Annotated in this window: 28 protein-coding genes; 3 read left to right on the top strand and 25 right to left on the bottom strand. The window is 63.4% G+C overall.

Translation table 11 applies throughout. From position 1 onward, the window contains the following. The first annotated feature begins 136 nt into the window (after positions 1 to 136). Entirely contained in the window at positions 137 to 637 is a 501-nt protein-coding gene (locus tag G5S42_RS15555; RefSeq protein WP_176107565.1) for a MarR family winged helix-turn-helix transcriptional regulator, read from the top strand. Positions 638 to 665: 28 nt separating this feature from the next. Here G5S42_RS15555 and G5S42_RS15550 read toward each other — a convergent pair whose 3' ends face one another. After that, a complete protein-coding gene (locus G5S42_RS15550; protein ID WP_176107564.1) occupies positions 666 to 1604 on the bottom strand; it encodes an NADP-dependent oxidoreductase in 939 nt (312 codons plus the stop codon). Positions 1605 to 1760: 156 nt separating this feature from the next. Between G5S42_RS15550 and G5S42_RS15545 the strand changes: the two genes are divergently transcribed. Together G5S42_RS15545 and G5S42_RS15540 are read left to right on the top strand one after the other, a co-directional pair. After that, a complete protein-coding gene (locus tag G5S42_RS15545) occupies positions 1761 to 1994 on the top strand; it encodes a DUF2795 domain-containing protein (protein WP_176107563.1) in 234 nt (77 codons plus the stop codon). After that, on the top strand, positions 1991 to 2929 hold the full coding sequence (locus G5S42_RS15540) for a DUF72 domain-containing protein (RefSeq protein WP_176107562.1): 939 nt from the start codon (positions 1991 to 1993) through the stop codon (positions 2927 to 2929). The genes G5S42_RS15545 and G5S42_RS15540 overlap by 4 nt, the downstream gene beginning before the upstream one ends. On the opposite strand, the gene G5S42_RS15535 is transcribed toward G5S42_RS15540, so the two are convergent. From G5S42_RS15535 to tauA, 24 genes are all read right to left on the bottom strand, one after another. After that, positions 2921 to 3583 carry a UdgX family uracil-DNA binding protein gene (locus G5S42_RS15535; protein WP_176107561.1) on the bottom strand — a complete coding sequence of 221 codons (663 nt, stop codon included), beginning with the start codon at positions 3581 to 3583 and terminating at the stop codon, positions 2921 to 2923. The two genes, G5S42_RS15540 and G5S42_RS15535, sit on opposite strands and share 9 nt — an antisense overlap. Positions 3584 to 3610: 27 nt before the next feature. Beyond that, on the bottom strand, positions 3611 to 3763 hold the full coding sequence (locus G5S42_RS15530) for a DUF6496 domain-containing protein (protein WP_176107560.1): 153 nt from the start codon (positions 3761 to 3763) through the stop codon (positions 3611 to 3613). Between the two features lie 107 nt (positions 3764 to 3870). Then, positions 3871 to 4554: a hypothetical protein gene (locus G5S42_RS15525; RefSeq protein ID WP_176107559.1), complete on the bottom strand. Its 684-nt coding sequence runs from the start codon at positions 4552 to 4554 to the stop codon at positions 3871 to 3873. Further along, positions 4551 to 5957, bottom strand: a complete 1407-nt coding sequence (locus G5S42_RS15520) for a selenium-binding protein SBP56-related protein (RefSeq protein ID WP_176107558.1) — start codon at positions 5955 to 5957, stop codon at positions 4551 to 4553. Before G5S42_RS15520 ends, G5S42_RS15525 begins: the two co-directional genes overlap by 4 nt. Positions 5958 to 6174: 217 nt before the next feature. Then, positions 6175 to 7053: an ABC transporter permease gene (locus G5S42_RS15515; RefSeq protein ID WP_176107557.1), complete on the bottom strand. Its 879-nt coding sequence runs from the start codon at positions 7051 to 7053 to the stop codon at positions 6175 to 6177. Continuing rightward, positions 7050 to 7880 carry an ABC transporter ATP-binding protein gene (locus G5S42_RS15510; RefSeq protein WP_176107556.1) on the bottom strand — a complete coding sequence of 277 codons (831 nt, stop codon included), beginning with the start codon at positions 7878 to 7880 and terminating at the stop codon, positions 7050 to 7052. The genes G5S42_RS15515 and G5S42_RS15510 overlap by 4 nt, the downstream gene beginning before the upstream one ends. A gap of 85 nt (positions 7881 to 7965) precedes the next feature. Further along, positions 7966 to 9009: an ABC transporter substrate-binding protein gene (locus tag G5S42_RS15505; protein WP_176107555.1), complete on the bottom strand. Its 1044-nt coding sequence runs from the start codon at positions 9007 to 9009 to the stop codon at positions 7966 to 7968. 54 nt (positions 9010 to 9063) lie between these two features. Then, positions 9064 to 9960 (bottom strand): TauD/TfdA dioxygenase family protein, encoded by an 897-nt coding sequence (locus tag G5S42_RS15500; protein ID WP_176107554.1) that lies wholly within the window; start codon positions 9958 to 9960, stop codon positions 9064 to 9066. A gap of 152 nt (positions 9961 to 10112) precedes the next feature. Beyond that, a complete protein-coding gene (locus G5S42_RS15495) occupies positions 10113 to 11066 on the bottom strand; it encodes an ABC transporter substrate-binding protein (protein WP_176107553.1) in 954 nt (317 codons plus the stop codon). A gap of 20 nt (positions 11067 to 11086) precedes the next feature. Then, positions 11087 to 12889, bottom strand: a complete 1803-nt coding sequence (locus G5S42_RS45190; protein ID WP_176107552.1) for an amino acid ABC transporter permease/ATP-binding protein — start codon at positions 12887 to 12889, stop codon at positions 11087 to 11089. 19 nt (positions 12890 to 12908) lie between these two features. Beyond that, on the bottom strand, positions 12909 to 14279 hold the full coding sequence (locus G5S42_RS15485; protein ID WP_176107551.1) for an LLM class flavin-dependent oxidoreductase: 1371 nt from the start codon (positions 14277 to 14279) through the stop codon (positions 12909 to 12911). 38 nt (positions 14280 to 14317) lie between these two features. Next, the gene (locus G5S42_RS15480; protein ID WP_176107550.1) at positions 14318 to 15319 is read right to left on the bottom strand and encodes an MsnO8 family LLM class oxidoreductase; all 1002 of its coding nucleotides are present in this window, start codon (positions 15317 to 15319) and stop codon (positions 14318 to 14320) included. A gap of 43 nt (positions 15320 to 15362) precedes the next feature. Further along, complete coding sequence (locus G5S42_RS15475) at positions 15363 to 16292, bottom strand: ABC transporter substrate-binding protein (protein WP_176107549.1); 930 nt, start codon at positions 16290 to 16292, stop codon at positions 15363 to 15365. 40 nt (positions 16293 to 16332) lie between these two features. Continuing rightward, on the bottom strand, positions 16333 to 16884 hold the full coding sequence (locus G5S42_RS15470; RefSeq protein WP_176107548.1) for a GNAT family N-acetyltransferase: 552 nt from the start codon (positions 16882 to 16884) through the stop codon (positions 16333 to 16335). Between the two features lie 661 nt (positions 16885 to 17545). Continuing rightward, positions 17546 to 17803, bottom strand: coding sequence for a hypothetical protein (locus G5S42_RS15465; RefSeq protein ID WP_176107547.1), 258 nt, complete (start codon positions 17801 to 17803; stop codon positions 17546 to 17548). Further along, positions 17784 to 18302: a DUF2778 domain-containing protein gene (locus G5S42_RS15460; RefSeq protein ID WP_176107546.1), complete on the bottom strand. Its 519-nt coding sequence runs from the start codon at positions 18300 to 18302 to the stop codon at positions 17784 to 17786. Before G5S42_RS15460 ends, G5S42_RS15465 begins: the two co-directional genes overlap by 20 nt. Positions 18303 to 18938: 636 nt before the next feature. Beyond that, on the bottom strand, positions 18939 to 19253 hold the full coding sequence (locus tag G5S42_RS15455) for a DUF4148 domain-containing protein (protein ID WP_176107545.1): 315 nt from the start codon (positions 19251 to 19253) through the stop codon (positions 18939 to 18941). Positions 19254 to 19542: 289 nt separating this feature from the next. Next, entirely contained in the window at positions 19543 to 20562 is a 1020-nt protein-coding gene (locus G5S42_RS15450; RefSeq protein ID WP_176107544.1) for a succinylglutamate desuccinylase/aspartoacylase family protein, read from the bottom strand. 40 nt (positions 20563 to 20602) lie between these two features. Further along, the gene (locus G5S42_RS15445; protein ID WP_176107543.1) at positions 20603 to 21340 is read right to left on the bottom strand and encodes an amino acid ABC transporter permease; all 738 of its coding nucleotides are present in this window, start codon (positions 21338 to 21340) and stop codon (positions 20603 to 20605) included. Then, the gene (locus G5S42_RS15440) at positions 21340 to 22068 is read right to left on the bottom strand and encodes an amino acid ABC transporter permease (protein ID WP_176107542.1); all 729 of its coding nucleotides are present in this window, start codon (positions 22066 to 22068) and stop codon (positions 21340 to 21342) included. Before G5S42_RS15440 ends, G5S42_RS15445 begins: the two co-directional genes overlap by 1 nt. 89 nt (positions 22069 to 22157) lie before the next feature. After that, the gene (locus G5S42_RS15435; RefSeq protein WP_176107541.1) at positions 22158 to 22976 is read right to left on the bottom strand and encodes an ABC transporter substrate-binding protein; all 819 of its coding nucleotides are present in this window, start codon (positions 22974 to 22976) and stop codon (positions 22158 to 22160) included. A 148-nt stretch (positions 22977 to 23124) separates the two neighbouring features. After that, positions 23125 to 24009, bottom strand: coding sequence for an ABC transporter permease subunit (locus tag G5S42_RS15430; protein WP_176107540.1), 885 nt, complete (start codon positions 24007 to 24009; stop codon positions 23125 to 23127). Further along, entirely contained in the window at positions 24009 to 24788 is a 780-nt protein-coding gene (locus G5S42_RS15425; protein WP_176107539.1) for a taurine ABC transporter ATP-binding protein, read from the bottom strand. Before G5S42_RS15425 ends, G5S42_RS15430 begins: the two co-directional genes overlap by 1 nt. Then, a complete protein-coding gene (tauA, locus tag G5S42_RS15420) occupies positions 24785 to 25834 on the bottom strand; it encodes a taurine ABC transporter substrate-binding protein (protein WP_176107538.1) in 1050 nt (349 codons plus the stop codon). Before tauA ends, G5S42_RS15425 begins: the two co-directional genes overlap by 4 nt. Positions 25835 to 26048 lie beyond the last annotated feature (214 nt).

The following is a 26048-nucleotide window of genomic DNA, read 5'->3' as shown; positions in this document are numbered from 1 at the left end:
TGAGATTCAGTGTACTCAATGTGCCTTTAATGATTAAATGAAGGTTTTCCCCTACACGAACTTTCAATCAGGTAACACGAAGATCAATTTGCCATTTCCATTCGCGACGAAAAGGCACGAGGTTTTCAGAACTAATATGGTCACTTCAACCGATACCAGCACTTCCGCGATCAGCATCGATCTGTACGACCAGCCCGGCCATCTGATCCGACGCGCGCATCAGATTTCCGTGTCCATGTTTCATGATCTGATCGGGCGCGAGGTGACGCCCGTGCAATATGCGGTGCTCAGAATGCTGCAGGAATTGCCCGGACTCGATCAGGTCACGCTCGCGCAGCGAGTCGGTCTCGACACGTCGACCACCGCCGATATCGCGGTGCGGCTCGAAGCGAAAGGCTGGATCGTGCGCGAAGTTCTGCCGCGCCGCCAGCGTCGTCTGTTACTGACGCCGGCAGGAGAGCAGTTGCTCGATGAATTGATCCCCGGCGTCAACGCGCTCAATCACGGCCTGCTCGACGGCATGGGCGACGAGGATGCGCGAGAGCTATTGAGGCTATTGAGAAAGTTCGTGCATCTGAATAACGACCAGAGCCGCGCGCCGCTGCGCAGTGCGAGCGACGACGCGACTCCGGACTAGCCCGCTGGCATCCTGCGCGCGGTCCGTGCTACGGCGCGATGTCCACCACGATCTTGCCGCGCACGTGGCCTTTCGCGAGCCGTTCCAGCGCCCTGGCCGTGGCATCGAACGAAAACCGTTCGGCGACCACGACTCGCACGCTGCCGTTATTGATCAACGACGCGATCTCGGTCAATTGCCGCCCGTCGGGCCGCGCGGTGTAACGCGCGGCCCGCGCGCCATGACTCGACGCCTCGGTCTGCGACGGCTCGTTGAGCGTCGAGATCAGCGCGCCGCCGGTCGCGACCGCCGACCACGAGCGGCGCTGCGTATCGCCGCCGACCAGATCGAACACGAGGTCCATATCTCGCGCGACGTCTTCGAAACGCTGCGCGTGATAGTCGATCACGCGATCCGCGCCGAGCGAGCGCACGAACTCGATGCCGTCGCCGGACGCCGTCGCGTACACTTGCGCGCCCTTCTGCCTCGCGAACTGCACGGCGAAATGTCCAACGCCGCCCGCGCCCGCGTGAATCAGCACGCGGCAGCCCGCTTCGAGGCAGCCGTGCTCGAACAGGCCCTGCCACGCGGTCAACGCGGCGAGCGGCACGGCGCCCGCGGTCCCCGCGTCCAGTTTTTCGGGCGCATGCGCTAGCGCACTCGCGGGCACGACGACGAATTCCGCGTACGCACCCTGCCCCTGGCCAACGAAGCCATACACCTGCTCGCCCGCGCGCCATTGCGCGGCGCCCTCGCCGACCCGTTCGACCACACCGGAAAAATCGCGCCCCAACGTATAGGGGAGCTGTTCTTCGCGGATCAACGGGTACTGGCCCGCGCGTGTCTTCAGGTCGACCGGATTGGCGCCGGCCGCGCGCACGCGCACCAGCACCTGGCCGGCGCCTGGCTCGGGAATCTCGATCTCCTCGGCCTTGAACACCTCGGGACCGCCGAAGCTGTGAATGCGATAAGCGAGCATCGTGCTCATGATGAGCCTTCTCCTTGAAAGGTCGTGTGTCAGCGGCGCTGCGTTTTCCGGCTGATCGCAAGCCGCGTTCCTCAACGAGCCCCCGAGTTGCGGCACGACATATGCGGCACGTAACGATAGGCGCGCAGTCGTGATGTACTCATTCAAGGAGGAACCATGTCACAGCACCCCGCTCATTCCCAGGATCATCGTCATCCCGGCCAGCCGAATCCCGCTGACATCGAAAAGGCACTCAGTGGCGTGAATTACCCGACCACGCGCGAAAAGCTGGTCGCGCAGGCGCGCAAGAATCACGCGAATACCGACATCGTCGATCTGGTCGACCGTCTGCCCGATCACAATTTCGACAGCCCGGCCTCGGTCGCGAAGGAAATCGCGCGTATTCAATGACGCACGCCACACTCGACGCGCGAACGAAGAAGGCCGGCGATGTGCATATCGGCATTTCCGGCTGGCGCTATCAAGGTTGGCGCGGCAGCTTTTACCCCGAGGATCTGAAACATGCATCGGAATTGCAGTACGCGTCGGCGCGATTCGGCACGATAGAAATCAACGGCACGCATTACAGCCTCCAATCGCTCGGTAGCTGGCAGCGCTGGTATGCGCAAACGCCTGACGGCTTCGTGTTTGGCATCAAAGGCGCGCGCTATCTGACTCATATGCTGCGGTTTCGCGATGCGAGCGCGCGCGTCGGCATCGCGAACTTCTTCGCGCAGGGCCTGCTCGCGTTGAAGGAAAAGCTCGGCCCGATCCTGTGGCAATTTCCGCCGTCCTTCCGATTCGAGCCCGACGCAATGGAGCGCTTTCTGCACGAGTTGCCGCCCGACACCGCGAGTGCATCGGCGCTCGCCAGTCAACACGATAAGCGGGTCAAGACGCCCTACGTCGACATCGATCGCAAGCGGGTGCTGCGTCACGCGGTCGAAGTGCGCCACGCGAGCTTCGTCGATCCGGCGTTCGTGGCCTTGCTGCGGCAATACGGCGTCGGGCTCGTCGTTTCCGATTCCACCGAACCATGGCCCGTCGCCGAAGATCTGACGGCGGACTTTGTCTACATCCGCCTGCACGGCAGCGAAGCCAAATACTCGGGTTCATATGGGGACGAAGCTCTGCAACGATGGGCCGAGCGAATCGATGCATGGCGCGGCGGCTCACAACCGGCCGACGCGCGATTGATCGCGCCGCAACTCGCGCCGCGCCGGCGGGCCACGCGAGACGTCTACTGCTACTTCGACAATGACGTAAAAGCGCGGGCGCCGTTCGACGCGCAACGATTGATGAAAAACCTCGGAATGCAAGCGACGAAAGCGCCAGCATTACCCTGATCGCTTGCCGCCGTGGGCCAGCTTCTGCGCGGTGCGCAGCGCCGCGACGATGCGCTCGTACACCTCGCGACGGGTTTCAGGGTCCGGCGCGCGCAGTGCATACGACGGATGGTACGTCGCGACCACACGCTTCTCGCCGCGTTCGAGCGTTTTGTCGAACGCGTCCTGCAAACGCGCGTGCGGATCGTCGACAACCGCTTTCAACGCGGTCGCCCCGAGTGCGACGACCACGCGCACATCCGGCATGTCGAGTTCCTGTTCGAGCCAGTAGCTGCATGCTTCGACTTCGCGCTGAGCGGGCGTTTTATGCAAACGACGCTTGCCGCGAGCAATCCACTTGAAATGCTTGACCGCGTTGGTCACGTATACGTCGTTACGCTTGACGCCGGCTTCTTCGAGCGCTCTGTCCAGCAACGCCCCGGCCGGCCCGACGAAGGGCTTGCCCTGCAGGTCTTCCATATCGCCGGGCTGCTCGCCGACCAGCACGATCGACGCATGCCGCTGCCCTTCGCCGGGCACGGCCTGAGTCGCGTTGCGCCATAGCGCGCAGCGGCGGCAATCGCCGAGCTTCGCCGGATGCTGATCGGGTTCGACATCCGCTGGCTCCGATTGCGCGTCGCCATGCGCGCGCTTTTTCTGCGGCTTGTCGGTCATGGGTACGACCGCGCGTGCCGAAGCAGCCTATTTCTCGCTCTTCTTCGGAATCTTCGCGCCCGACTTGCGCGCCTGATTCAATGCGATCGCGACAGCCTGCTTGTGCGGCTTGCCATGCTTCGTCTCGGTCTTGATGTTGTGCGACACGGTCTCTTTCGATGTACCTTTCTTCAGCGGCATGATCTTCTCCGGGTGTAGATGACGAAAGGAAAAATCAGGACCCGCACGCAATGGCGTTCCTGCACCGAAACTGCGCAGCATACGCTGTGCCCGCGAGTCCGCCGAAATCACCTGGAAACACCCGTTGCCGACGCATTCAACGCCAGCGACACGCCCCCCACCAGAATCAGACTCGACGCCCACACCGCATCGAGATTGAACCAGCTGCGCGACACGAACCTGAGTCCGAGATAGCGATAAACGAGCCACGCGAGCACGCCGCCGGCGATCGTCATCGTCGCCGCATGCACCGCGGAGACCGACAGCGCCATGCGCAGACTCGTTTCGATCAGCGCCTGGGCGGCTTGGTGCGCGCTGTCCATCGCGTCGGCGCGGCACAGACCGAGATAGATTGGCACCAGCATCAAGCCGGCCCCGTGCGCGATCGCCACCGCGAACGACCATAGCGCGAGCCGAGATGGCGGAATTCTCGCCAGCACGCGCGGATGACGGCGGCGCATCAGCAACACCAGACCGAAGCCGATCACCAGCAAACTCGCGCCGATCTGCATCTGACGCTGCCACGCAAGCAAGCTCGCAAGCATCGCGAACGGCAGCATCATCAGCAGTATCGCGAGCGCGTGCCCGGCCGCGAGGTAAAGAAGCGCGACGACCAGCGCTTGCGAGCGCCTCTGCATCAGCGCGTTCGACACCGCGAGCGGCCACCCCATTGCCGGATTGAGCCCGTGGTACACGCCGCTCGCGACGACGGCGAGCCACAGTGCCGCTTGCGGCGACACCGAGCCGCTCAAACGCCCACCGACGGATAGCAGAAAGAATCGGTAGAACAGTCGCCGCCTTCGAGTCGGATCTGGTGCGCGCGATAGCCGGCGGGAAATTCGACGAAGTAATCTTCGGCGAGTTTGAGACCGCCATTCGGATCGGCAAGCGCCATCACTTGCACGCCGGGCACACCGTCCGGATAGAACTGGTCGTCCCACGTCGAATAGAGCGAGTTGGTCCAGTAGACGCGCTTGCCATCGCGACTGATCTCGACCATCTGCGGACCGCCGGCGAAAGCCTTGCCGTTCGGATGCGGCGTGCAACGTTCGATGCCGCCAATGCGCACCGAGCCCGTCAATTTCGGCTTGCGCGGTTCGGTCACGTCGTATTGGCGCATCTCGCCGGTGCCCCAGCACGAGACGTAGAGGAATTTGTCGTCGATCGAAAGATCGATATCGGTGACGAGCGGCGGCACCGCGCCGAAACCTTGCAGCAACGGCGGCAACTCGTCGGCGTGCGCGGGCTCCGGCGGAATGGTCGCGGTCTTTTCGATGTGGAAGTGGCCGCCTTCGCGCCACCAGGTCCAGATCGACCCTTCCAGATTCGTGGTATCGACCACGACGCCGATAAATCCGTACTCGCGGCTCGGATCGTGCGCGGGCCGCACTTCGAGCGCCATCTGATGGTTCGCGCCGAGATCGAGCGTCTGCACGTTGCGTCTTGCGCGCAGATCCCAGAAGTGCACGCGGTGGCCGTATTTGTTCGAAAGCAGGTCTTCAGGCACGATGCCGTTTTCGAATTGCGGCGGCAGCGCCCATTCGGTCGACACCATGTAGTCGCGCGGCAGATTCCACCAGAAGTCGTAGTGCTTTTCCTGCGCGCCGCGCTCGATTTCCCAGCGTCCCAACACCTCGAACGTTTGGCAATCCATGATGAAGATTCCGGGCGGCCCGTCGGTGCCGTCCTTGCCGCCACCGCCGAGCGTGCTCACGTAGATGCCCTCCGGTCCGCAATGCACGGTGTGCGGACGCGAATAGCCGGTCTTGCGGAAGATTTCCTCTGGCTCGATGATCTTGTGAATCTTCGCCTGGGTCGGATGCGGTTTCGTATCGACGATATAGATGCGCGACGAGCGCATGCCCGGAATGATCAGATAGCGTCGCTCGAGAAATGCGTGGCCCGTCAATGGCGACAACGCGGACGAACACGCGTTCCAGCCGAAGTGATGGAATTCGTCGCCCTTGTTCGGCACCGGCACCGTGTGGACCACCTGGCCATAGGTCGGAGAACCGGCCTTCACGTCGATCACGGCGAGCGCGTCGGGCTGCGAGGAATCCGGACTTAGCAGCACCGTGTATGCGTATTCTTCCGCCGGCGCATCCATCGCAAGCTTCGGCGATGCATGAAAGGTAGGATCGGGGCGCATTCCCATGACGGCACTCTCCCTGTCGTTCTGAACGGTTCTGAACGGAAGCCTGACCCGCCAAAAATCGAGCCAGCGCGTAACCTTACATTTGTAGTTCACGACAGCGACGGACGCAACCGGATATTTGCACCCGAACGCAGGGTGCGATCCGACGGCCAGGCGAACCGCGCCGCAAGCGCCCGCGCCGACGCCGCGAAGCGCGAATTCGAGCCGACGCAACGCGTTACTGCTGCACGCCCCAGCGCCTCACGGTCACGCGTTCGAGCGTATCGAACACGAGATGCTCGACCAGCAGACCGATCACGATCACGGCCGCGAGCCCCGCGAAAACGCGATCCGTATACAGCTCGTTGCGATTCTGAAAGATGTACCAGCCCAGCCCGCCGCTGCCCGAACTCGCGCCGAACACGAGTTCCGCGGCGATCAGCGTGCGCCATGCAAACGCCCAGCCCACGCGCAGGCCGGCCAGGATCGACGGCAGCGCCGCCGGCACGAGGATCAGCAACACATGACGCAGGCCCGTCAGACCGTAATTGCGTCCGGTCATCCTCAGCGTCGCGGGAACCGACTGAAAGCCAGAAAAGGTATTGAGCGCGAGCGGCCACAGCACCGCATGCACGAGCACGAACAGCAGGCTGCCGGTGCCTAGCCCGAACCACAGCAACGCGAGCGGCAGCAACGCGATGGACGGCAGCGGGTTGAACATCGCGGTCAGCATCGACAGCAGATCGCGGCCCACGCGCGTCGACACCGCGAGCGATGTCAGCACGAACGCAAACGCGGCGCCGAGCAGATAGCCGCGCAGCAGTATGGACATCGATACCGCCGTCTTCGCGAGCAGTTCGCCGGACCACACGCCTTGCACGAACGCGCTCAGGGTCGCGCCGAAGGTCGGCAGCAGCAGATCGTTGTTGATCACGCGCGCGGCGATTTCCCACGCGGCGATCAGCACGAGTGCGATCAGTGTCTTGCGCAGCCAGCCGTGCGCGAAGATCCGCCTCGTCGCTGGCAACGGCGCTTCGATCGCGAGGTCGCCGGGTGCTTCGACCGGACGTTCGTATTCGTCGCGCACGGGCGGCAGCAACGTGACAGGGGTACTCATTGCACTGTCTCCGTATGTTCGAACAGCAGTTGATGAATCCGCGCGACGCTGCGCTGAAAATCGGCGCGGCCGAAGCTGTCCTGCGAATATTGATGGCTGTTCAGTTCCGCGCGCACGCGGCCCGGATGCGGCGACAGCAGCAGAATCCGGTTGCCGACCACCAGCGCCTCTTCGATCGAATGCGTGACGAACAGCAGCGTGAAGTTCACCTCTTCCCATAGCCGCAGCAGTTCTTCCTGCATCTTGCGGCGCGTCAGCGCGTCGAGCGCGGCGAACGGTTCGTCCATCAGCAGCACGCGCGGCTGCATCGCGAGCGCACGCGCGATCGCGACGCGCTGTTTCATGCCGCCCGACAACGTGTGCGGATACGCGTGCGCGAACGCCGCGAGCCCTACCTTGTCGAGGTAATGCAGCGCGCGTTCACGAGCTTCGGCCTTCGACAGTTTCTTCGCGACTCGGAGCGGAAACGCGACGTTCTGCACGACCGTCTTCCACGGCGGCAACTGGTCGAACTCCTGAAACACGACGATGCGATCGGCGCCCGGTCCGCGCACGCGCTGACCGTCGAGCGAAATGCTGCCCGCGCTCGGCTCGATGAAACCGGCCACCGCCTTCAGCAGCGTCGACTTGCCGCAACCGGACGGCCCGAGCAGCACGAAGCGGTCGCCGCCGTAGACGTCGAAGCTGACGTCGTGCGTCGCGCGCACGATCCGCTCGCGCGTGCGGTACTCGAGGTTGACGTTCTCGACCGCGAGCAGTTTGCCGCTGGTTGCCGCGGCTTTCCGTGCGGCGTCGTCGGGAAACAGAAGCGTGGGATTGGCCACCATCAAAGCGCTCCCTGTGAGTGAACCGGATCGACCGGCGAGTGTCGCCGCGTACCGCGCAGCGCCACGAAAACGCGCAACGCCATGCTCAGCTCCCCGCCGCCGTCGCCGGATCGTCGAAGAAATAGTCCTTCCACGACGACGGCTCGTTCCTGATCGCGCCGATGCGATACATGAACTGCGCGAGCCCGAAGGTGTTCTGCGGCACGATCTTGAACTGCACCTGCGGGTTCGTGATGACTTTCACGAGCAGGTCGCGATCGATCTTCGACTGATTGGTGCGGATATAGATATCGGCCGCGCCCTGCGGATTCGCGTTGATGTACTTCGCCGCATCGGCGAGCGCATCGACGAACGCGCGATACGTCTTCGGGTTGTCATGGCGGAATTTTTCGGTCGCATAGAGGACCGTCGCCGAGCTCGGGCCGCCGAGTACATCGTACGAATTGAGCACGATATGCGCCTTCGGATTGCCGGCCAGTTCCTGCTCCTGGAACGGCGGATTGCCGAAATGCCCGGTGATTTCAGTGCCACCCGCGATGATCGCCGCGGCCGCGTCCGGATGCGGCAACGCCTGCGTGTATTTGTCGAGCCGGTTGTATTCCTTGTCGCCCCAGCGCTTCGCCGCCGCGTATTGCAGCACGCGCGATTGCACCGACACGTTGACCGCCGGCAGCGCGATGCGGTCCTTCTGCGTGAAGTCAGCGATCGTCTTCACGTCGGGATTGTTGCTGACCAGGTAGTACGGCAGATTGCCGAGCGACGCGACGCCCTTCACGTTCTGCTTGCCGTGCGTGCGATCCCAGATCGTCAGCAGCGGCCCGACGCCCGCGCCGGCGATATCGACCGCGCCCGACAGCAACGCATCGTTGACCGCCGCGCCGCCCGACAGCTTGACCCAATCGACCTTGATGTCGAGGCCCTGCTTGCGCCCTTCGCTTTCGATGAAATGCTGATCGCGCGCCACGTTCAGCAGCAGATACACGATGCCGAACTGCTCGGCCACGCGAATCTCGCCCTCGGCATGCGCGGGAGCGCTGACGACGGCGCCCATCGACAGACTCAGCAGTAGTGCCGTCAAACGGCGGACAAACGACGGCCGTGCGGCGGTCGGGTGAAATCGGCTCAGCATTGAAACTCCAGTCGGCGTGCGGTGTGACGGTGTCGTTGTGATGGAAAGCGTCGCTCAGCGTGGCACGTCGCCCTCGATCGTCGTGCGATACAGCTTGCGGCGCAGGTGGTCGGGCGTGCCGGCGGCGAGGTGCATCAACGAGCGGTTGTCCCAGAACACCATGTCGTGCTCGGCCCATCGATGCCGATACAGATGCTCGGGCCGCACGCTGTGCGCGAACAGTTCGTCGAGCAAGGCGCGGCTCTCGTCTTCCGGCAGCCCGATCACGCGCGTCGTGAAGTGCTCGCTGACGAACAGCGCCTTGCGTGCCGTCTCCGGATGCGTACGCACGATCGGATGCACGACCGGCTTCACCTGCGCGATCTGCTCGGCGGAAAGATTCGGCCGCCACGGGCTGCGCTTCTGCAACTCCGCGTATTTGGCCAGGTACGTGTGCTCCGCGCTGCGTCCTTCCACTGCGCTGCGCAGATGCGCGGGCAACGTATCCCACGCCAGGTGCATGTTCGCGAACAGCGTATCGCCGCCTTCGGCCGGCAGCTCCTGCGCGTGCAGCAACGAGCCGAGGCTCGGCTTTTCCTTGTACGACAGGTCGGAGTGCCAGTAGTGGCCGGCGTCGCCGAGACCGACCGGCTTGCCGTTCTCGATCACGTTCGATACGACCAGCACCTCGGGATAACCTGCGAGGCCAAACTGATGCAGCACGTGAATCTGCAGCGGGCCAAAGCGGCGGCTGAACGCGATCTGCTGCTCCGGCGTGATGCGCTGGTCGCGAAACACGAGAACGTGGTGGTCCAGATGCGCGCGGTGGATGCGCGCGAAATCGTCGTCGCCGAGCGGCTGGCCGAGATCGAGGCCGAGCACTTCGGCGCCGAGCGGCGCATCGAATGCGCGAATCTCGAAGGATTGCGTCGCAGTAGCGGAAGCGGTAAAAGCAGCGGCGGTAGTCGTCACAGGCGTCTCTTCGTCGAAACTATTCAGCGGGCGCCTAACGGCGCGGTCAGTGCGACGAATGTACCGGCCCGCGCGCGCGATGCCAACGAAGCAAATCCGATACGGTTATCTGCTGGAGTGATAAACCCGATGCTGCAATGTCTTTCGGCGCATCAGAACTTCGGCAGACCCGGTGGATTGCTTTCGGAGCGCGCCAACGCTTCCGACTCGATGCCCCAGTGCGCGAGCGAGCGCCGATAGGCGCCATTCGCGATCAGTCCGTTCGTCGCGACCGTCAGCGCATCCATCAAGCCGCTGCCCTTGCGAGTGGCGATCGCCACATCCGCGCGCGCCGGCCAGCCGGCGTTCAGCGTACCCACCTCGCGGATCGCGCCGGTAGTGGCCGCATCGTAGGCAAGCGGCGCGTTCGGATTGAATACGACGTCGGCGCGGCCCGATAGCAACGCAATGCGGCTCGCGGCGTCATCGTCGAAGTACTGGAACTCGACCGGCTTCAAACCCTTCGCGACGTTCTGCCGGTTCCATTCGAGGATGATCTTTTCCTGGTTCGTGCCCGAGGTCGTAATAAGGCGGAGGCCCGCTATATCCTGCGGCTGAGCGATCTTCCTGATCGGACTCGCGGTTTTCACGTAGAAGCCGTGCAGTCCTTGCCGGTACGTCGTGAAATCGAACTTCTCCTTGCGCTGCTCGGTGACGCCGACGTTCGAAATCACCGCGTCGTATTTGCCCGAGGTGAGGCCGAGCGGCCAGTCGGCCCATGCGATCGGCACGAGGTTCAGCTTCAATCCGAGCGAATCGGCGATCAGTTGCGCGTAGTCGGCATCGGAACCGACGACGGTACGCGCATCGGTCGCATAGGTCGCGGTCGGCGGCAGGTGCGGCGAAATCGCGACCGTGAAGTTGCCGTCGTTCGCGAAGCGGTAATGGTTGCCGATAGCCGCGATCGCTGCCGGATTCTTCGGCACGCGAACACGGCCTGGCTGCTCGGGGCTCAGGTCCACCGTGCCGTGCGGCGCCTGCGCCGCGTGTGCTACGTCGAGCGCATTGCGCACGAGCAGCGCGCCGAGCGCCGTACCGGCCAGAATGAATTGACGTCGATGGGTCATTGATAGGGATCAGTCTGCAATCACAGGACGCGCGACAGAAACTCGCGCGTGCGCGCATGGCGCGGTTCGTTCAATACTTGCGCGGGCGGGCCCGACTCGATCACGCGTCCGCGATCCATGAACACGATCGTGTCGGCCACTTCGCGCGCAAAGCCGATCTCGTGCGTGACGATCAGCATCGTCGTGCCGGAACGCGCGAGCGCCTTGATCACGTCGAGCACCTCGTTGACGAGTTCGGGATCGAGCGCCGAAGTCGGCTCGTCGAACAGCAGCACCTTCGGTTTCAGCGCCAGCGCGCGCGCAATCGCCACGCGCTGCTGCTGCCCGCCCGACAACTGACGCGGCCACGCATGCGCCTTCGCTTCGAGACCGACACGCGCGAGCAGACTCAGCGCAAGACTCTCCGCTTCCGCGCGCGACAAACGTCCCAACGCGACCGGCGCCTCGATGATGTTTTCCAGCACGGTCAGATGCGGGAACAGATTGAAGCTCTGAAACACCATGCCGACCTCGACGCGGCGTCGCAGGATCTCTGACTCCTTGAGCTCATACAACGTATCGCCATCGCGTCGATAGCCGATCAGCTCGCCGTCGATGTCGATCAGTCCGCCGTCCACGCGCTCCAGATGATTGATCGTGCGCAGCAGTGTCGATTTGCCCGAGCCCGATTGGCCGAGAATCACGGTGACACTGCCGGGGCGCATCGTCAGCGACACGTTGTCGAGCACCTTCAGCGTGCCGAAACTCTTCGATACCTGCTGGATCGCGATGCGTGCGCCGTCGCGTTGATCGGCCCAGCGTTGATCCAGGCAGGCGCCTGCACGTGCATTGTCTTTTGCTTCTCCATGCGGCTCGGCGGGCGCAACGCCGCCACCGCGCGCAATACCCAGGCTTTTCAGCAGCGCGCCGAAAGCGGACGGCACCGCGCTACGCCTGACGCCGCGCGAGAAATACCGCTCCACATAAACCTGTATCGCCGACAACACGGTCAGAATGATCAGATACCAGACCGTCGCGACCATCAGCAGCGGAATCACTTCGAGATTGCGTCGATAGATGATCTGCACGGTGTAGAACAACTCCGGCATCGCGAGCACATAGACCATCGACGAGCCCTTCGCGAGCGCGATCAGATCGTTGAACGCGGTGGGCAGGATCGCGCGCATCGCCTGCGGCAGCACGATGCGCCCGGCCTGGCGCTCGCGCGGCAAGCCGAGCGCAGCGGCAGCTTCGAGCTGACCGTGGTCCACCGACTGAATGCCGCCGCGAATCACTTCCGCCGAAAACGCCGCGTGATTGAGCGTCAGGCCGAGCACCGCGGCGAGAAACGGGCTGATCAGCTCGGTGGTCGGCACATCGAGAACGACGAGGCTCGTGAACGGCACGCCTAGATGTACCGTCTCGTACAGATAGCCGAGATTGTTCAGGATCAACAGCAGCACGATCAGCGGAATCGAGCGGAACAGCCACACGAACGCCCATGCGCAGCCCGCGAGCAGCGGCGAACGCGATACGCGCGCGAGCGCGATCGGAATGCCGAGCGCGAAGCCGAACACCGCGCCGAGCGCGGTCAATAGCAGCGTGCGGCCGAGCCCGGACAATACCGGCTCGGACAGAAACCATTGGGCGAAGACATTCCACCCCCAGCGCGGATTGCCCAAGACCGATTCGAGCACGATGCCGATCAGCGCCACGGCCGCCACGGTGCCGGCGAGGCGTGCGCGGTTTTTCGCGGGCACGATGCGATAGTCGGCGCGCTCGCGCAACGTGTCGGCGTGCGCGGCGGCGAGTTGCGGATTCGCGAGTTCAGCGGTGTCGTTCATCGTCGTCTGCTCCGCGCTTTCAGGCCACGGCAGCCGCGTTGGCCGTGTCGGCCGGGTCTGCCGGGTTTGCCAACCCTGCCGCCACCACATAGCGGCTCGCCTTGCGCGGCAAGCCGAGATGATCGCGCAGCGTCGATCCCGTCAACGTGCGCTCATAGCGCCCGCGTCGTTCGAGCTCGGGGACTACGTAGCGCACGAAATCGGCGAGGCCCTGCGCCTGCACCGCGAAGCCGAGGATGAAACCGTCGGCTGCGCCGGCGTCGAGCCAGCGGATCAGCTCGTCCGCGATCTGCGCGGGCGTGCCGAGAAAATGCGTGCGCGGCGTGGCGACTTCGAGCGCGACCTCGCGCAATGTCGAACCCTTGCTGCGCGCTTCGGCCTTGATGCGGTCGGTGGTCGAACGGAAACTGTTGCGGCCGATCTCTCCTAGCTCGGGAAACGGTTGGTCGAGCGGATACTGCGTGAAGTCGTGATGATCGAAATAACGGCCGAGATACGCGAGCGCTTCGTCGATCGTCAATAGCTCGCGAATCGCACGATATTTCGCTTCCGCTTCCTCGTGTGTCGCGCCGACGATCGGGCTGATGCCGGGGAAGATCTTCACGTCGTCGCGGCTTCTGCCATGTCCGACCGCGCTGTCTTTCACGCGCTGCGCGAACGCGCGCGTTTCTTCGATCGACACCGAATGCGTGAACACCGCGTCCGCGTATTTGCCGGCAAGCGCGATGCCGGCATCCGACGAGCCCGCCTGGAAAATCACCGGCTGACCCTGCGCCGAGCGCTGAATATTGAGCGGCCCCGCCACCTGGAAGAACTTGCCCTCGTGATCGAGCGTGTGCAGCCGGTCGCGTTCGAAGAACACGCCGCGCTCGCGGTCGCGCACGAACGCGTCGTCGTCCCAGCTATCCCACAGGCCTTGCGCGACGCTCAGGTATTCGTCGGCGATCTCGTAGCGCAGCGCATGCTCGGGGTGCGAGCCGCCGTAGTTCTTCGCGGTGCCTTCGAGCGGCGTCGTGACGACGTTCCAGCCCGCGCGCCCGCCGCTGATCAGATCGAGCGACGCGAACTGGCGCGCGACGGTGAACGGATCGCTATACGACGTCGATACGGTGCCCGCAAGCCCGATCTTCGACGTGACCGTCGCGAGCGCCGACAGGATCGAGATCGGTTCGAAGCGGTTCAGAAAGTGCGGAATCGATTTCTCGTTGATGTACAGACCATCGGCGACGAACGCGAACGCGATGCCGTGTGCCTCGGCTTTGCGCACCGTATCGACGAAGAAGTTCAGGTTCACGCTCGCATCGGCGGGCCCGGCCGGATGCTTCCACGAATTCATATGGCTGCCGGCGCCCTGCAGCATGATGCCGAAATTGAGTTTGCGATGGCTCATCGGATAGTCCGCCAATCGTTGAGTGTTCGTTGGAGAGATCACGCGTAGGCCGGCTCGATCGCGCTGCCGAGCAGTTCGACCGAGCGCAGGCGCGCCGGATAGTGTTGCAACGGCGAATCGATGACGAATTCGTCGATGCCGTAGCGGCGGCTCAAGGCGTCGAGCTGGTCGCGTACATCGTCGGCCGTGCCCTTGACGACGTGCGGATGGCGCTCTTCGATCGTGTAGCCGCTTGCGCCCGCCTGGCGCGCGTATTCTTCCGCGGCTTCGGCCGTCGCCAGATTCAGGCTTTGGCCGCTGGCCAGTTGCAGCCTGAAGATGCGCAGCGGCCCGGTGAGCCGCTCGGCTTCGTCGCGCGTCGCCGCGGCGACCGCGTACAGTGCGAGCAACGGCGCACGGCCGCTCGCATCGCGGTACGTCTGCACGGTGCGCTCGATGTTCGCCTCGTCGCCGTTGAAGTGTCCGGCGTAGCAGAACTGCCAGCCCTGCTTTGCCGCGAGCGCCGCGCTATCCGGAGTGCCACCGAGCAGAATGCGCTCAGGCAGCGTCGGCGGAGAAGGAAACGCGAGCGCGCCGGCGAGCGCATGGTCCGGTTCGACGCCCGCGCCGAGAAACGCATCGAGTTGCGCGAGCTGCGTGTTGAAGCCGGGCTTGCTCTTCTTGTCGTGCAGCCATTGCAGCGCGCGGGTGGTCTGCGGCAGTCCGCCGGGCGCCTTGCCGATGCCGAGATCGACGCGCCCGGGGGCGAGCGCCGCGAGCAGCCTGAAGGTCTCCGCGACCTTGAACGGGCTGTAGTGCTGCAACATCACACCGCCCGAGCCGACGCGAATCCGCGACGTATGCGCGAGCACATGCGAGACGACGATCTCCGGCGCCGAACTCGCGAGGTTGGGCGCGCCGTGATGCTCGGCGATCCAGAAGCGCTTGAACCCGAGCGCTTCGGCGCGCTTCGCGAGCGACACCGTGAAGCGCAACGCCTCGGCGGCGCTCGCACCCGCGGCAATCGGGCTTTTATCCAGCAGCGATAGCGAAAAGGTCATGGGATGGCAGATCGACGAAGAAAGAGAAAAAGCGCTGACGCACTCAGGATTTCGGCAATCCCGGCGGATTGGTCGCGGCCTTGTCGATCGCTTCGGAGCCGAGATTCCAGCGCTCGAGCACCGCGCGATACTGGCCTTTGCCGATCAGATCGTTCAGCGCGATCGTTACCGGCGCGGCGAGACCGCTGCCGCGGCGCGTCGTTACCGCGACTTCGGCGGTACGCGGCCAACCGCCGCTGACGGTGCCCACCTGGCGCGTCTTGCCATGCGTGGCCGAGTCGTACAGCAGCGCCGCGTTGACGCTGAAGATCGCGTCGGCACGCCCCGATTGCAGCGCCACCGATTTGACCGCATCGTCGTCGTAGTACTGCACCTGGATCGGCTTCAATCCATGCGCGACGTTCTGCTTGTCCCATTCGAGCAGGATCTTTTCCTGGTTCGTGCCGGCGTCGGTAATCACGCGCAGGCCCGCGACATCCTTGGGTTCGCGGATCGATCTGATCGGGCTGTCGGTCTTCACGAAGAAGCCGACCTCGTCGCGCCGGTAGGTCGAGAAGTCGAACTTTGCCTTGCGCTCCTCGGTCACGGTCACGTTCGAAATCACCGCGTCGACCTTGCCGGAAGCGAGCGCGAGCGGCCAGTCCGGCCACGCGAGGATCACGACATTGAGCTTGCGGCCGAGGCTGTCCGCGACGAGTTGCGCGAGATCGGGATCGAAGCCGACCACGGTCTTCGCATCGGTGGCATAGGTGCTGATCGGCGGATGCGCGACGACGATGCCGACGGTCAGTTCGTCTTTCGCGACGAACGGGAAGTTCGCCGGCACCGCCTTGGCCGCGGCTGCATCCTGTTCGGCGCGCACGCGGCCGTGCTGGTCGGGACTCAGATCGAAGCCCGTCGCGGCGAACGCGTTGCCGCTGACATAGAACATGGCCGCCAATACGAGCGACGACAACTGCAGACCTGTTTTCATGAGATATCCGTCGAAGTGTGAGGAGATAGGAGTGCCGCGATTAGCGGACGGCCAGATCGGCGTCTTTCGCGCGCAGGTCGTCGAGCGTGTCGATGCGTAGCGGCGCGAGCAGGTTCTTGCCGAAGCGAAGATGCACGTGCACTTCGGGAGGCAACGCGGTATCGAACAGCTTCGTATAGCCGGTGCGTTCGTAAAGCGCCCATGCTTCGGGCTGCTTGAAACCGGTAGTCAGATAGATGCGCGAGTAGCCCTGCGCGAGCGCACGCGCTTCCAGTTCCCGCACGACCTGTCGCGCGAGTCCCTGGCGGCGCAGATCGTCGCGCGTCCAGATGCGTTTGAGTTCCGCGGTACGCGCGTCGTAGCGCTTGAACGCGCCGCCCCCGATCGTCTCGCCGTCGCGAATCAGCAGAATGAATGCGCCGTGCGGCGGTGCGAACAGGTCGGCCGGATAGCGCGCCATCTCCTGCGCGGCGGCCGCGCCGCCGTCCTTTCGATAATCTTCGTAGCGGGTCGCGTATTCGTGCAGCAGCGCGTCGAGCAGCGGTTGCGCGCGGGGATCGAGTGGCGTGGTGTCAACGACGAGAGTGCTCATGAACGATCGACACGAGGTCGTCGGATAGTCAGGAGCTCATACGATAGCGTGCAGCCGCGTTGACGCTAACGAAGCAATTTCTCTATCTTTATCTGGTCTCGCGATTGGCTGCGATAGCGGCAAACGCGCTGCAATTGCGTAGTGCAACGCCCATGTCACGCCGAGATGCTCCGGTCGAAACACGGTGACAACAGCTTGCCGGAAATATAACAAGCTGCTGTCAAATACTTTTTCATAGTCATTCCATAAAGTAACGCGTCAATCCGGCGCGCCATGGTCATCCCGATCCTGAGTCCCCGGTACACCCCACAACAAGGCCGGAAGTGACCGTGCACCCTGACGGCACGGGTACGGTAAAGAAGCATTACTGCCTCGGCCGCATTTCGCATGAGCTGATTCAGGTGCCACGCTCGATCCGCTCGTACGCGCGAACTACCGGAACCGCTTCGGCTCGGCGGTCGGTTATCTGACCGCCGACCCGACATCGATCAAGCTGGGGTGACAGCAAGGTTCACGGGGATTCCCCTCAAGTTTCGTTGCGAGGACCATTGGTGGCGTTTCGAGCCAGTAAAAAGGCACGCATTGCAAGCGGTTCATCGTCCCCTCTTCTGTGGGGCTTTTTTTGGTTCGGGGTAAAGAAGCTTCCGTGAAGGAGCTTCATCTAATTCGTGCGATACCACCGCCATATCTTGATAATTGCCAGATAGGCCAGCGCCGCCACGATCAGTTCGATCGTCACCCACACCACGTAATAGAGGTCATCAGGGTCACGGATGCCAAGTGATTGCGAGCAATACAGCCATGCACGCGCCTCGCTATCTGTCCACTCGTAGGGATACGGGCGGACATAAAGAACTGATAGAACGAACAGTGCCAGAAACAACGTGAACTTAAACAGTCTACGGGCAAGTGCTGCCATATGTGATGACCTCAATTGTTCCATAGGCGCGCAGGCCCGAAGTGCGCGCGGGAATTTTCACGGTGTGCAGCAGCGCGTTGCGGATTATCATGAAATCCGTAAGGCTCGGCAGGGTGATGCAGCCGAGGGAGGTGCCGTGCCCGCCGGCCGGATGCAACCGGAACTGCCCACGCTTGACACCATTGACCCACGTAAAGTCATCAATGCTGCCGTCATCCCGATACAGGGCGAACCAGTCACCGTGATTCGACGGATGGCCGGAAACGGCATTCAACACGTCTTTTCCAAATGCGTAAGCCTGTGAACGGATGCCACCTGTGGGGCGGTCCACGATCCAGTATGTACCGGCGGGAAGCGGGCCGTTCTCGAGAACTGCCGTGCACCCGCCGCGATTGCGATATCGGTCATTGCCTGAATAGGCGTTGAACGTGCCGACGCCAAAAAAGGTGAGTGGTGAAAGAGGCTCGTTATTCACCAGAAATTTTCCCGTATAGGCCATGTGTCACGCCTCCTGACTGCGCTGGCTGTAGGTCATTGCATCCTTCATAGGTTCCTCGAGTTGGTGAGCCTTGACCGTAAGCGCGCGTGCCACTGGCGCGCTACAGGTCGATTCCGGATTGGCCGCTGCTTTCGCCGGGGCAAAAAAGACGCGCCACAGGGGCGCGCAAAAAATTTGCATCACAGATAGAAGAGCCAAAAGAACCGCCACCTCAGCGGGAACGACATACCGCGAGGCGACAGTTCAATACTAGGTGCATGTGCCGAGTGCAGGTTTCAGACGACTCCGAAAAGCCCGGGGCGTGGGTGATGGTCGTCAACTCTCCTGGGCGAATAAAGGTTCGTCGCAGGAAAATCGTGAAGCTCTGGGGAGCAATTGCGAAGGTCTGGAGGCAGACGATTGAACTGATCGTGGCGGCGCTGTCTTATGCGGCGATCATGAAGCTATCGCAGTGATATTGCGCGAGGCAGTAAATGCAAGGACCCGTTGCCGCCGTTTCTTTAGCGTGTGTGAGCGCCAATGATCGCGGAATACAGACGTTAAACCCGACTCCGACAACGCAGAGCGCGGAAGGGCCGTGCGAAATCCGGAATCGCGCACATGCGCACATGCGCACATGCGCTCAACACCGTCAAGTTACGGGTGGTTGTACATCGCGTTCCAGTCAGCCTTCGACACCGCCGGACGACCTTCGTCCGACGAACCACTTGCGGCACCGCCGTAACCACCGTTTGTTGCAACTTGCTGCGCGGCGACCTTCGCTTCTGCGGCTTGGATCGCGTCTGGATAGTGCGCTTGATCGCCATCACCACCGCGATAACCCGCCTTCTGAAGCTGAACAAGTTCCGCGCGCACCTGGGCGCGGGTAACCGGGCCGTTCGACTGGGCGAACGAGGCAACCGGCACTACGACTGCAACGGCAACTGCAACGGCTTGGATGAGGGACTTCATGATGCTCCATCGACTTTTGTTAGCGGTGCGACAACGTGTCTGCACCGACAGCGAAAGTCTAGGAGCCTTCCGCCCAAGGGTTAACCCCTAGTATTCGAAGGCATTGTTCCAATTGGCAGCAGAATGCTGGCATCTTCGCGCGAATGCCCTTCCGGCGACGCGAAGCGGCCTTGGTGAGGGCAACTGGCTATCGCACGAACGCCAAGCGCGTGCCGCGCTGGCAGGTGCCGGCGTCTCGCGGACGTCGGTCGAGACAGCGTCAAGCGATCCAAATGCGCCCCCACCCGCTTCAGCGGACCACTTCTTCAGCGAGATGAAATAGGCAATCCCCTCGCCTGACAAGCGCGGGCACCCGCTTGCATACGACTTCGCCATCGCTCGCGAAATGACAGGTCACCGGCTCTTTGAGCGGCGTGTCCGGGAAATGAATGCGCGCCGCGGGCTGCCCTGCGACCACCCGCTCGCCGAGTTCAACCAGCGGCTCGAACAGACCGTTGTCGTATGCGTACACATAGTGACGCGCGCCCGCGACGCGCAGGAAGCGCGTGTCGGCCGGCGGCGCATCGGGCACGAGCGGGCCGCTCAATGCGCCGATCGCGCCGAGAAAGTGCAGCAGGCCGTGGCGCGCTTCGCGAAGCAGCGCGGCATCGACTGTCCCGCCACCGCCCAGCTCAGCCGTGATCGACAGCGCCCCTTGCCGGCGCGCGGCAGTCGCCGCATGCACCGGGTTCTCCGCATGCAAAAACGCGTTCGGCAACCCGAAAGCGCGTAATGCGCGTTGCAGCCGCTCATTCTCTGCGTCGTCGCGCGGATCGATCGCGAGCATGTTGTTGCCGCGATAAAGCAGCGAGCTGCCGCCGGAATGAAGATCGATCAGATAGTCCGCGCGCGCGAGCAGAACATGCTCGATGTAATGCGCGATCACCTGCGTCGGAGAACCTTGCGGATCGCCCGGAAACGTGCGGTTGAGATTGCCGTCGTCGAGCGGTGACGTGCGAAGGCCCGCCTCGGCCGCTGGCGCATTCGCTTGCGGCAACAGGATCAGTTGACCGGCAACCTGGGCCGCGTCGGTTTCGCGAATCAGCGTCGACACGAGGATCTGTCCTTCGTACTCGTCGCCATGATTGCCGGCCATGATCAGCACGACCGGACCCGTGCCATTGCGTATCGAAGCGATCGGAATCGGCAGCCAGCCATACGCGGACCGATGCACGGAATGCGGCAGCCGCAGATAGCCCGCATGCTTGCCCTGAGCATCCAGATCGAGTTCACTGCGAATCGGATTGCTCGGCGTAAGGGTTGAACTCATTGCTTCGCTCGCGCAAGTAACGGCCTTCTAGCCGTTGCAGCTAGACGCCGAATGGAAACTGCCATTTGAACTTCGTTTCGCCGTTCGCCGCCGCATGGCCCGAACGAAAGCGGCGCTTCAGCAGCCACGTCGCACCGTACTGCAGCGTCGAACACAGCAGCAGATAAACGATGCCGACGAACAGAAAGATCTGCACCGGATACACCATCAGCCGATTATTGACCTGATTGGCGAGAAACGTAAACTCGGGCACGCCGACGATATAAGCGAGCGATGTGTCCTTGATCAGCGTGACCCACTGATTGACGAACGACGGCATCATGATCCGTATCGCCTGCGGCAGTTGCACGTATCGCAGCGTCTGCCAGCGCGTCATGCCGAGCGACGCGGCCGCTTGCGCCTGCCCCGCGCCGACCGCGGCGATGCCTGCCTGCACCGAATGCGACAGATATGCGCCGCCGATCAGCGCGAGCGCGCAAACCACGGTGGCGAGGCCGGGCACGTCGATGTGCAGCAGCATTGGCATCAGGAAGAAGGTCCAGAAGATCAGCATCAGCACCGGGATCGCGCGAAAGAAGCCGACCAGCGCAGTGAGCGCCAGATGCGCGGCGCCGCGCGTCATCGACAATGCAATGCCGCCGGCGAGACCGACCAAAGCCGACAGCAACGCCGAGACGATCGACATCACGATCGTCAGCGCCGCGCCGCCGAGCGGCCCATCGGGGAACGTGCCGAGCAGCAGATAACGCAGCGACGGCAGCCATTCGAGCGCGCTCATCAATGCCCTCCTTGCCAGAGCCGCAGGGCGCCACGTTTCCACATCAGCAACACCGCTTCGATAACCGCGATGATCGCGATATAGAGCACCGTCGCCGCGCCGAATGCCTGAAACGTCTTGAAGGTTTCCGTATCGACCTGCCGCGATACATACGACAGTTCCGCGAGCCCGATCGTCATCGCAAGCGACGAGTTCTTCACGAGGTTCATGTACTGCCCAGCAAGAGGCGGCGTCGAGATCCGGATCGCCTGCGGCAGGATCACGTAACGGAACGCCGCGAGCGGCGTAAGGCCCAGCGCCGCGGCGGCCTGATGCTGCGCGTCCTTGACGCCGCGCATACCCGCGCGAAATTCCTCGCCGACAAACGCGGTCGTATAGCACGTAAGCCCGACCCAGCCCGCGACGAATTCGAACGACGGCCACGCAATCGTCCAGCCAAATAGCGAGACCGTGTGCGACGCATTGAGCCATTCCATCCACGGCTGCGGCAACAGCGTCGCAGCCCCGAAATACCAGAACAGCAATTGCACGAGCAACGGCGAGTTGCGAAACGCCAGTATGTATAGCGCGGCCGCGCGCGCGAGCATGCCGTTGCGCGCATTACGCGCGAGCGCGAGCCCGAAACCGGCGAACGTCGCCGCCGCGCCCGCGCAGGCCGACAACACCAGCGTCATCAGAAAGCCATGCGCGATCCACCCGAGGTACTTCGGTTCCAGCCAGCCGTTCATTCTGCTCTTCTGCTCGAGCGCTTTCGTTGCGCCATGAAAAGCGGCCCGCCGTTTTCACACGGCAGGCCGGCTCCAAAACTTCCGTCGGATCAGCTCTTCTGCGGATCGCCGATCCTGAACAGACGCGGCAACGGCGCGCGGCTCTGCGGTCCGAACCAGTGGTCGTAGATCTTCGCGGCGCTGCCGTCCGCTTCGAGGCCCTTCAGCGTATCGTCGACGACGTTCAACAGACGCGCCTCGCCCTTCGGCACGCCGACACCTTCATAGTCGTTCGAGATCGTGAACGGCGGGATCTCGTAGTTCGCCTTATCGGGCACGTTCGCGAGCAGCGCGACGAGCTTCGGGCCGTCCTGCGTGATCGCCTGCACGTTGCCGGCGCGCAGCGCGGCGAACGCGAACGGCGTGTCGTCGTAGGCGACGATCGTCGCGTTGGGGAATTGCGCGCGCACCTGCTGTTCGTTGGTCGTGCCCTTGTCGGCACCCACGCGCAGGCCGTTCACCTGCTGCGGCGACGTCAGTACGCCCTTCCTCGCGATGAACTGCGTACCCGAGGCGAAGTACGGCGTGCTGAAATCGACTTCCTTCTTGCGCTCGTCGGTAATCGTGAAGTTCGCGAACACGAGGTCGACCTTGCCCGACTTCAGGAAAGCGATGCGGTTCGCCGGATTGGTCGGCTGGATTTCGAGCTTCACGCCGAGCTTGTTCGCGACCGCACGCGCATAGTCGACGTCGAGCCCGACGATCTGATTGGTCGTCGGATCGACGAAACCGAAAGGAGCGTTGCTGTCGAAGGTGGCGACGCGCAGCACGCCCGCCTTCTTGATGTCGTCGAGACGATCGGCGTGCGCTGCGCCGGAAATCGCGAGCAGCAACCCCATCACTGCTGCGCCAACGAATTTGATTTTCATGGTTAGGCCTTTGTATTGGATGTTTTATGTACGACGTGATTCACGACTGCCTCACGACAACGACGCACAGACTGTAACAACGCGCATCGCAATGGCGAACCAACTAAACGTCACGAGCTAAGCGGCGATTCAGATATGCGGCAGGTGCCTACTGCTTGCCTTTCCACGGCACCAGCCTGCGTTCGAGCCCGCGCATGCCGAGATCGAACAGCCACGCGATCAGGCCGATCAGCACGATCCCCATCACGACCACGTCGGTGCGCAGGAAGCTCGACGCGTTGAGCACCATCTGACCGAGCCCGGCAGTGGCGGCGACCATTTCGGCCGCGACCAGCGTGGTCCAGCCGAAGCCGATCGCGATGCGCAGGCCAGTCAGGATTTCGGGCAACGCCGCAGGCAACACCACGTGCAAAACCACCTGGCGGAAATTCGCGCCCAGCGACCACGCCGCGTTGATCTGCTCGACGCTCGCGCTGCGCACGCCGGCACGCGCGGCCATCGCGATCGGCGCGAAACACGCGAGCCAGATCACGACGATCTTCGCAGTCTCGTCGATGCCGAACCAGATCACCACGAGCGGCAGATACGCGAGCGGCGGCAGCGGCCGGTAGAACTCCAGCGGCGGATCGAGCAGTCCACGCGCGACACGGCTCACGCCCATCAGAATGCCGACCGGTATCGCGGTGATGCTCGCGAGCGCGAACGCGCCGAACACGCGGATCGCGCTCCACAGCAGATGCTCGGACAACGGCAAGCCGCCCTGAATGCGGCCGTGCCATGCATCGACGAACGCATGCCAGACCGCGTCCGGTGCGGGTAGGAACAGCGGTGGTATCCAGTGCAGATGAGTCGCGGTCCACCACAGCAGCGCAAACAACGCGACGCAGATCACACTGAGCCACGCGGTCGGGCCTTCACCCGGCATGCCGCGATAAGGTCTGCGGCCGTGCGCCGCGCTGCGTAGCCGGGTCGAGTTGCGCGCTGTGTCCGGACGTGTCGGCGCGTGTTGTTGCGACGAATCGATCACGCTCATCAGGCGGCCTCACGCAATGTATCGTGCAGCCGCCGCGTCAGGCGCTCGCGCCACTCGATGAAAGCCGGCGACGACTTGACCGCGCGTGCATCGCGAGTCGCCAGATATTCGCGCGCGAATGGCAGTGCGTGGACTTCGGCGATGCGTCCGGGCCCCGGTGTCATCAGTACCAAACGCGTCGCGAGAAACAGCGCTTCCTCGACGCTGTGCGTGATGAAGAACACGGTCTTGTGCGTGCGCGTCCACACGTCGAGCACGAGTTCCTGCACCGTCTCGCGCGTCAACGCATCGAGCGCACCCATCGGCTCGTCCATCAGCAATATCTGCGGATCGCTCGCCAACGCGCGCGCAATACCCACGCGCTGCTGCATGCCGCCCGACAGTGCATGGATCTTCGCGTTCGCATGCCGTTCGAGCCCGACGAGCGCCAGGGTATGCCGCGCGATCTCGTGTCGCTGCGCACGCGCGATGCCGCGAAACCGCAAGCCGAGCGCGACGTTGTCGAGCACGTCGAGCCACGGCATCAGCGCATGCTTCTGGAACACGACGCCGCGCTCGGCACCGGGTCCGTCGATGGGCGTGCCGTTGAGCCGCACCTCGCCTTCGCTCGGATCGACGAAGCCGGCGATGCAGTTCAGCAACGTGGTCTTACCGCAACCCGACGCCCCGAGCGCGACCACGAACTCGCCGCGCTCGATGCGCAGATCGACACCCGCGAGCGCGGGCTCGCTTGCACCGGCGTAGGTCACGCGCAGTCCGCGGATGTCGAGCATGCTCATCGCGCGGCCTGCTGCGCGAAGCGCGGATTCACGGCCGCGGAGTAGTCGGGCAACACGTTCTGGATCGTGCCCTGCGTCTTCAGGAACGCCGCCGTGGCCGCGAGCGATTGCGCCGCGCCCGACTGCTTGCCGCCGCCGAGCCAGGTCGGCGACGCCTGCTCCGCGGCGCTCGGGAACGCGTACAGCGCGAGGCTCGCGGGCACGTCGGCCGGTGCCGCGCCCGACTCCTGCGCAACCGCCTGCACCTGCTGCGAAGCCGCGGTCCAGTCGGCCTTGTGATCGCGGTACAGCGCGTCCGTATCGGCGAGCACCTTGACGAGACCCGCCATGAAGGCCGCGTTGTCGCGCTCGAACTGCCGCGACGCGACAAAGCCGTCGAAGGTTGCCTTGCCGCTTCCCTTCGCGACTTCGCCCGACGTGATCAGCACCTTGCCGTTCTGCTTGACCTTCGCGAGCACGGGGTCCCAGATGTAGGTCGCATCGATATTGCCGCGCTGCCAGGCGGCGGCGACCTCTGGCGGACGCAGGTTCAGGATCTTCACCGACGACGGATCGACACCCGCCTGCTGCAACGCGACCAGCGCATGAAAATGCGACGTCGACACATACGGCACGCCGATCGTCTTGCCCTTCAGGTCAGCGATCTTCGTCACGCCCGAACCGTCGCGGGCGACCAGCGCTTCCGCGTCGTTGATGTTGTCGAGAATCCAGAACAGCGACAGGTCGACGCCTTGCGACAGGCCCGCCGCGATCGGGCTCGATCCCGCCTCACCCAGCTGGATCGAACCTGACGCCAGTGCGCGAACCACATCCGCGCCGCTGCCGAGCTTGCGATACGTGACCTTGTAGCCGGTCGCTTTTTCGACGGCGCCGGTGGCTTGCGCGTAACGCCACGGCACGACCATGTCCTGATAGCCGATCACGACTTCCCGGCTTTGCGCGTGCGCGGATGAAGCGAACGGCGAAAACGCGGCAATGCCGGCCGACGCCGCGACGAAGGCAGCGGCGCGCAACGCACGCCGCAGCTGACGGAGAGTGTGATTCATCGGAAGCCTTCGGGTTGGTCTGGATACGAAGAAGGTTCCGACTATAGGCATTTTCGACCGGCGCGGTTCCAACGAATCATGCATAGCTAATCACTGGAACGCAGCATTGCTTTTGCGTCGCGACTATCCGCCATAGCGCCAAAACTGCTTTGATTCTGAGCATTTGTTGGTTCGCTCGCGCCACCGTCCTGGTTACATTGGGGCGACCGCCACA

The sequence above is a fragment of the Paraburkholderia youngii genome (assembly GCF_013366925.1).
GTDB classification, from domain to species: domain Bacteria; phylum Pseudomonadota; class Gammaproteobacteria; order Burkholderiales; family Burkholderiaceae; genus Paraburkholderia; species Paraburkholderia youngii.
The sequence above is the reverse complement of the archived record's forward strand: the minus strand, read 5'-3'. Positions and strand labels throughout refer to the sequence as shown.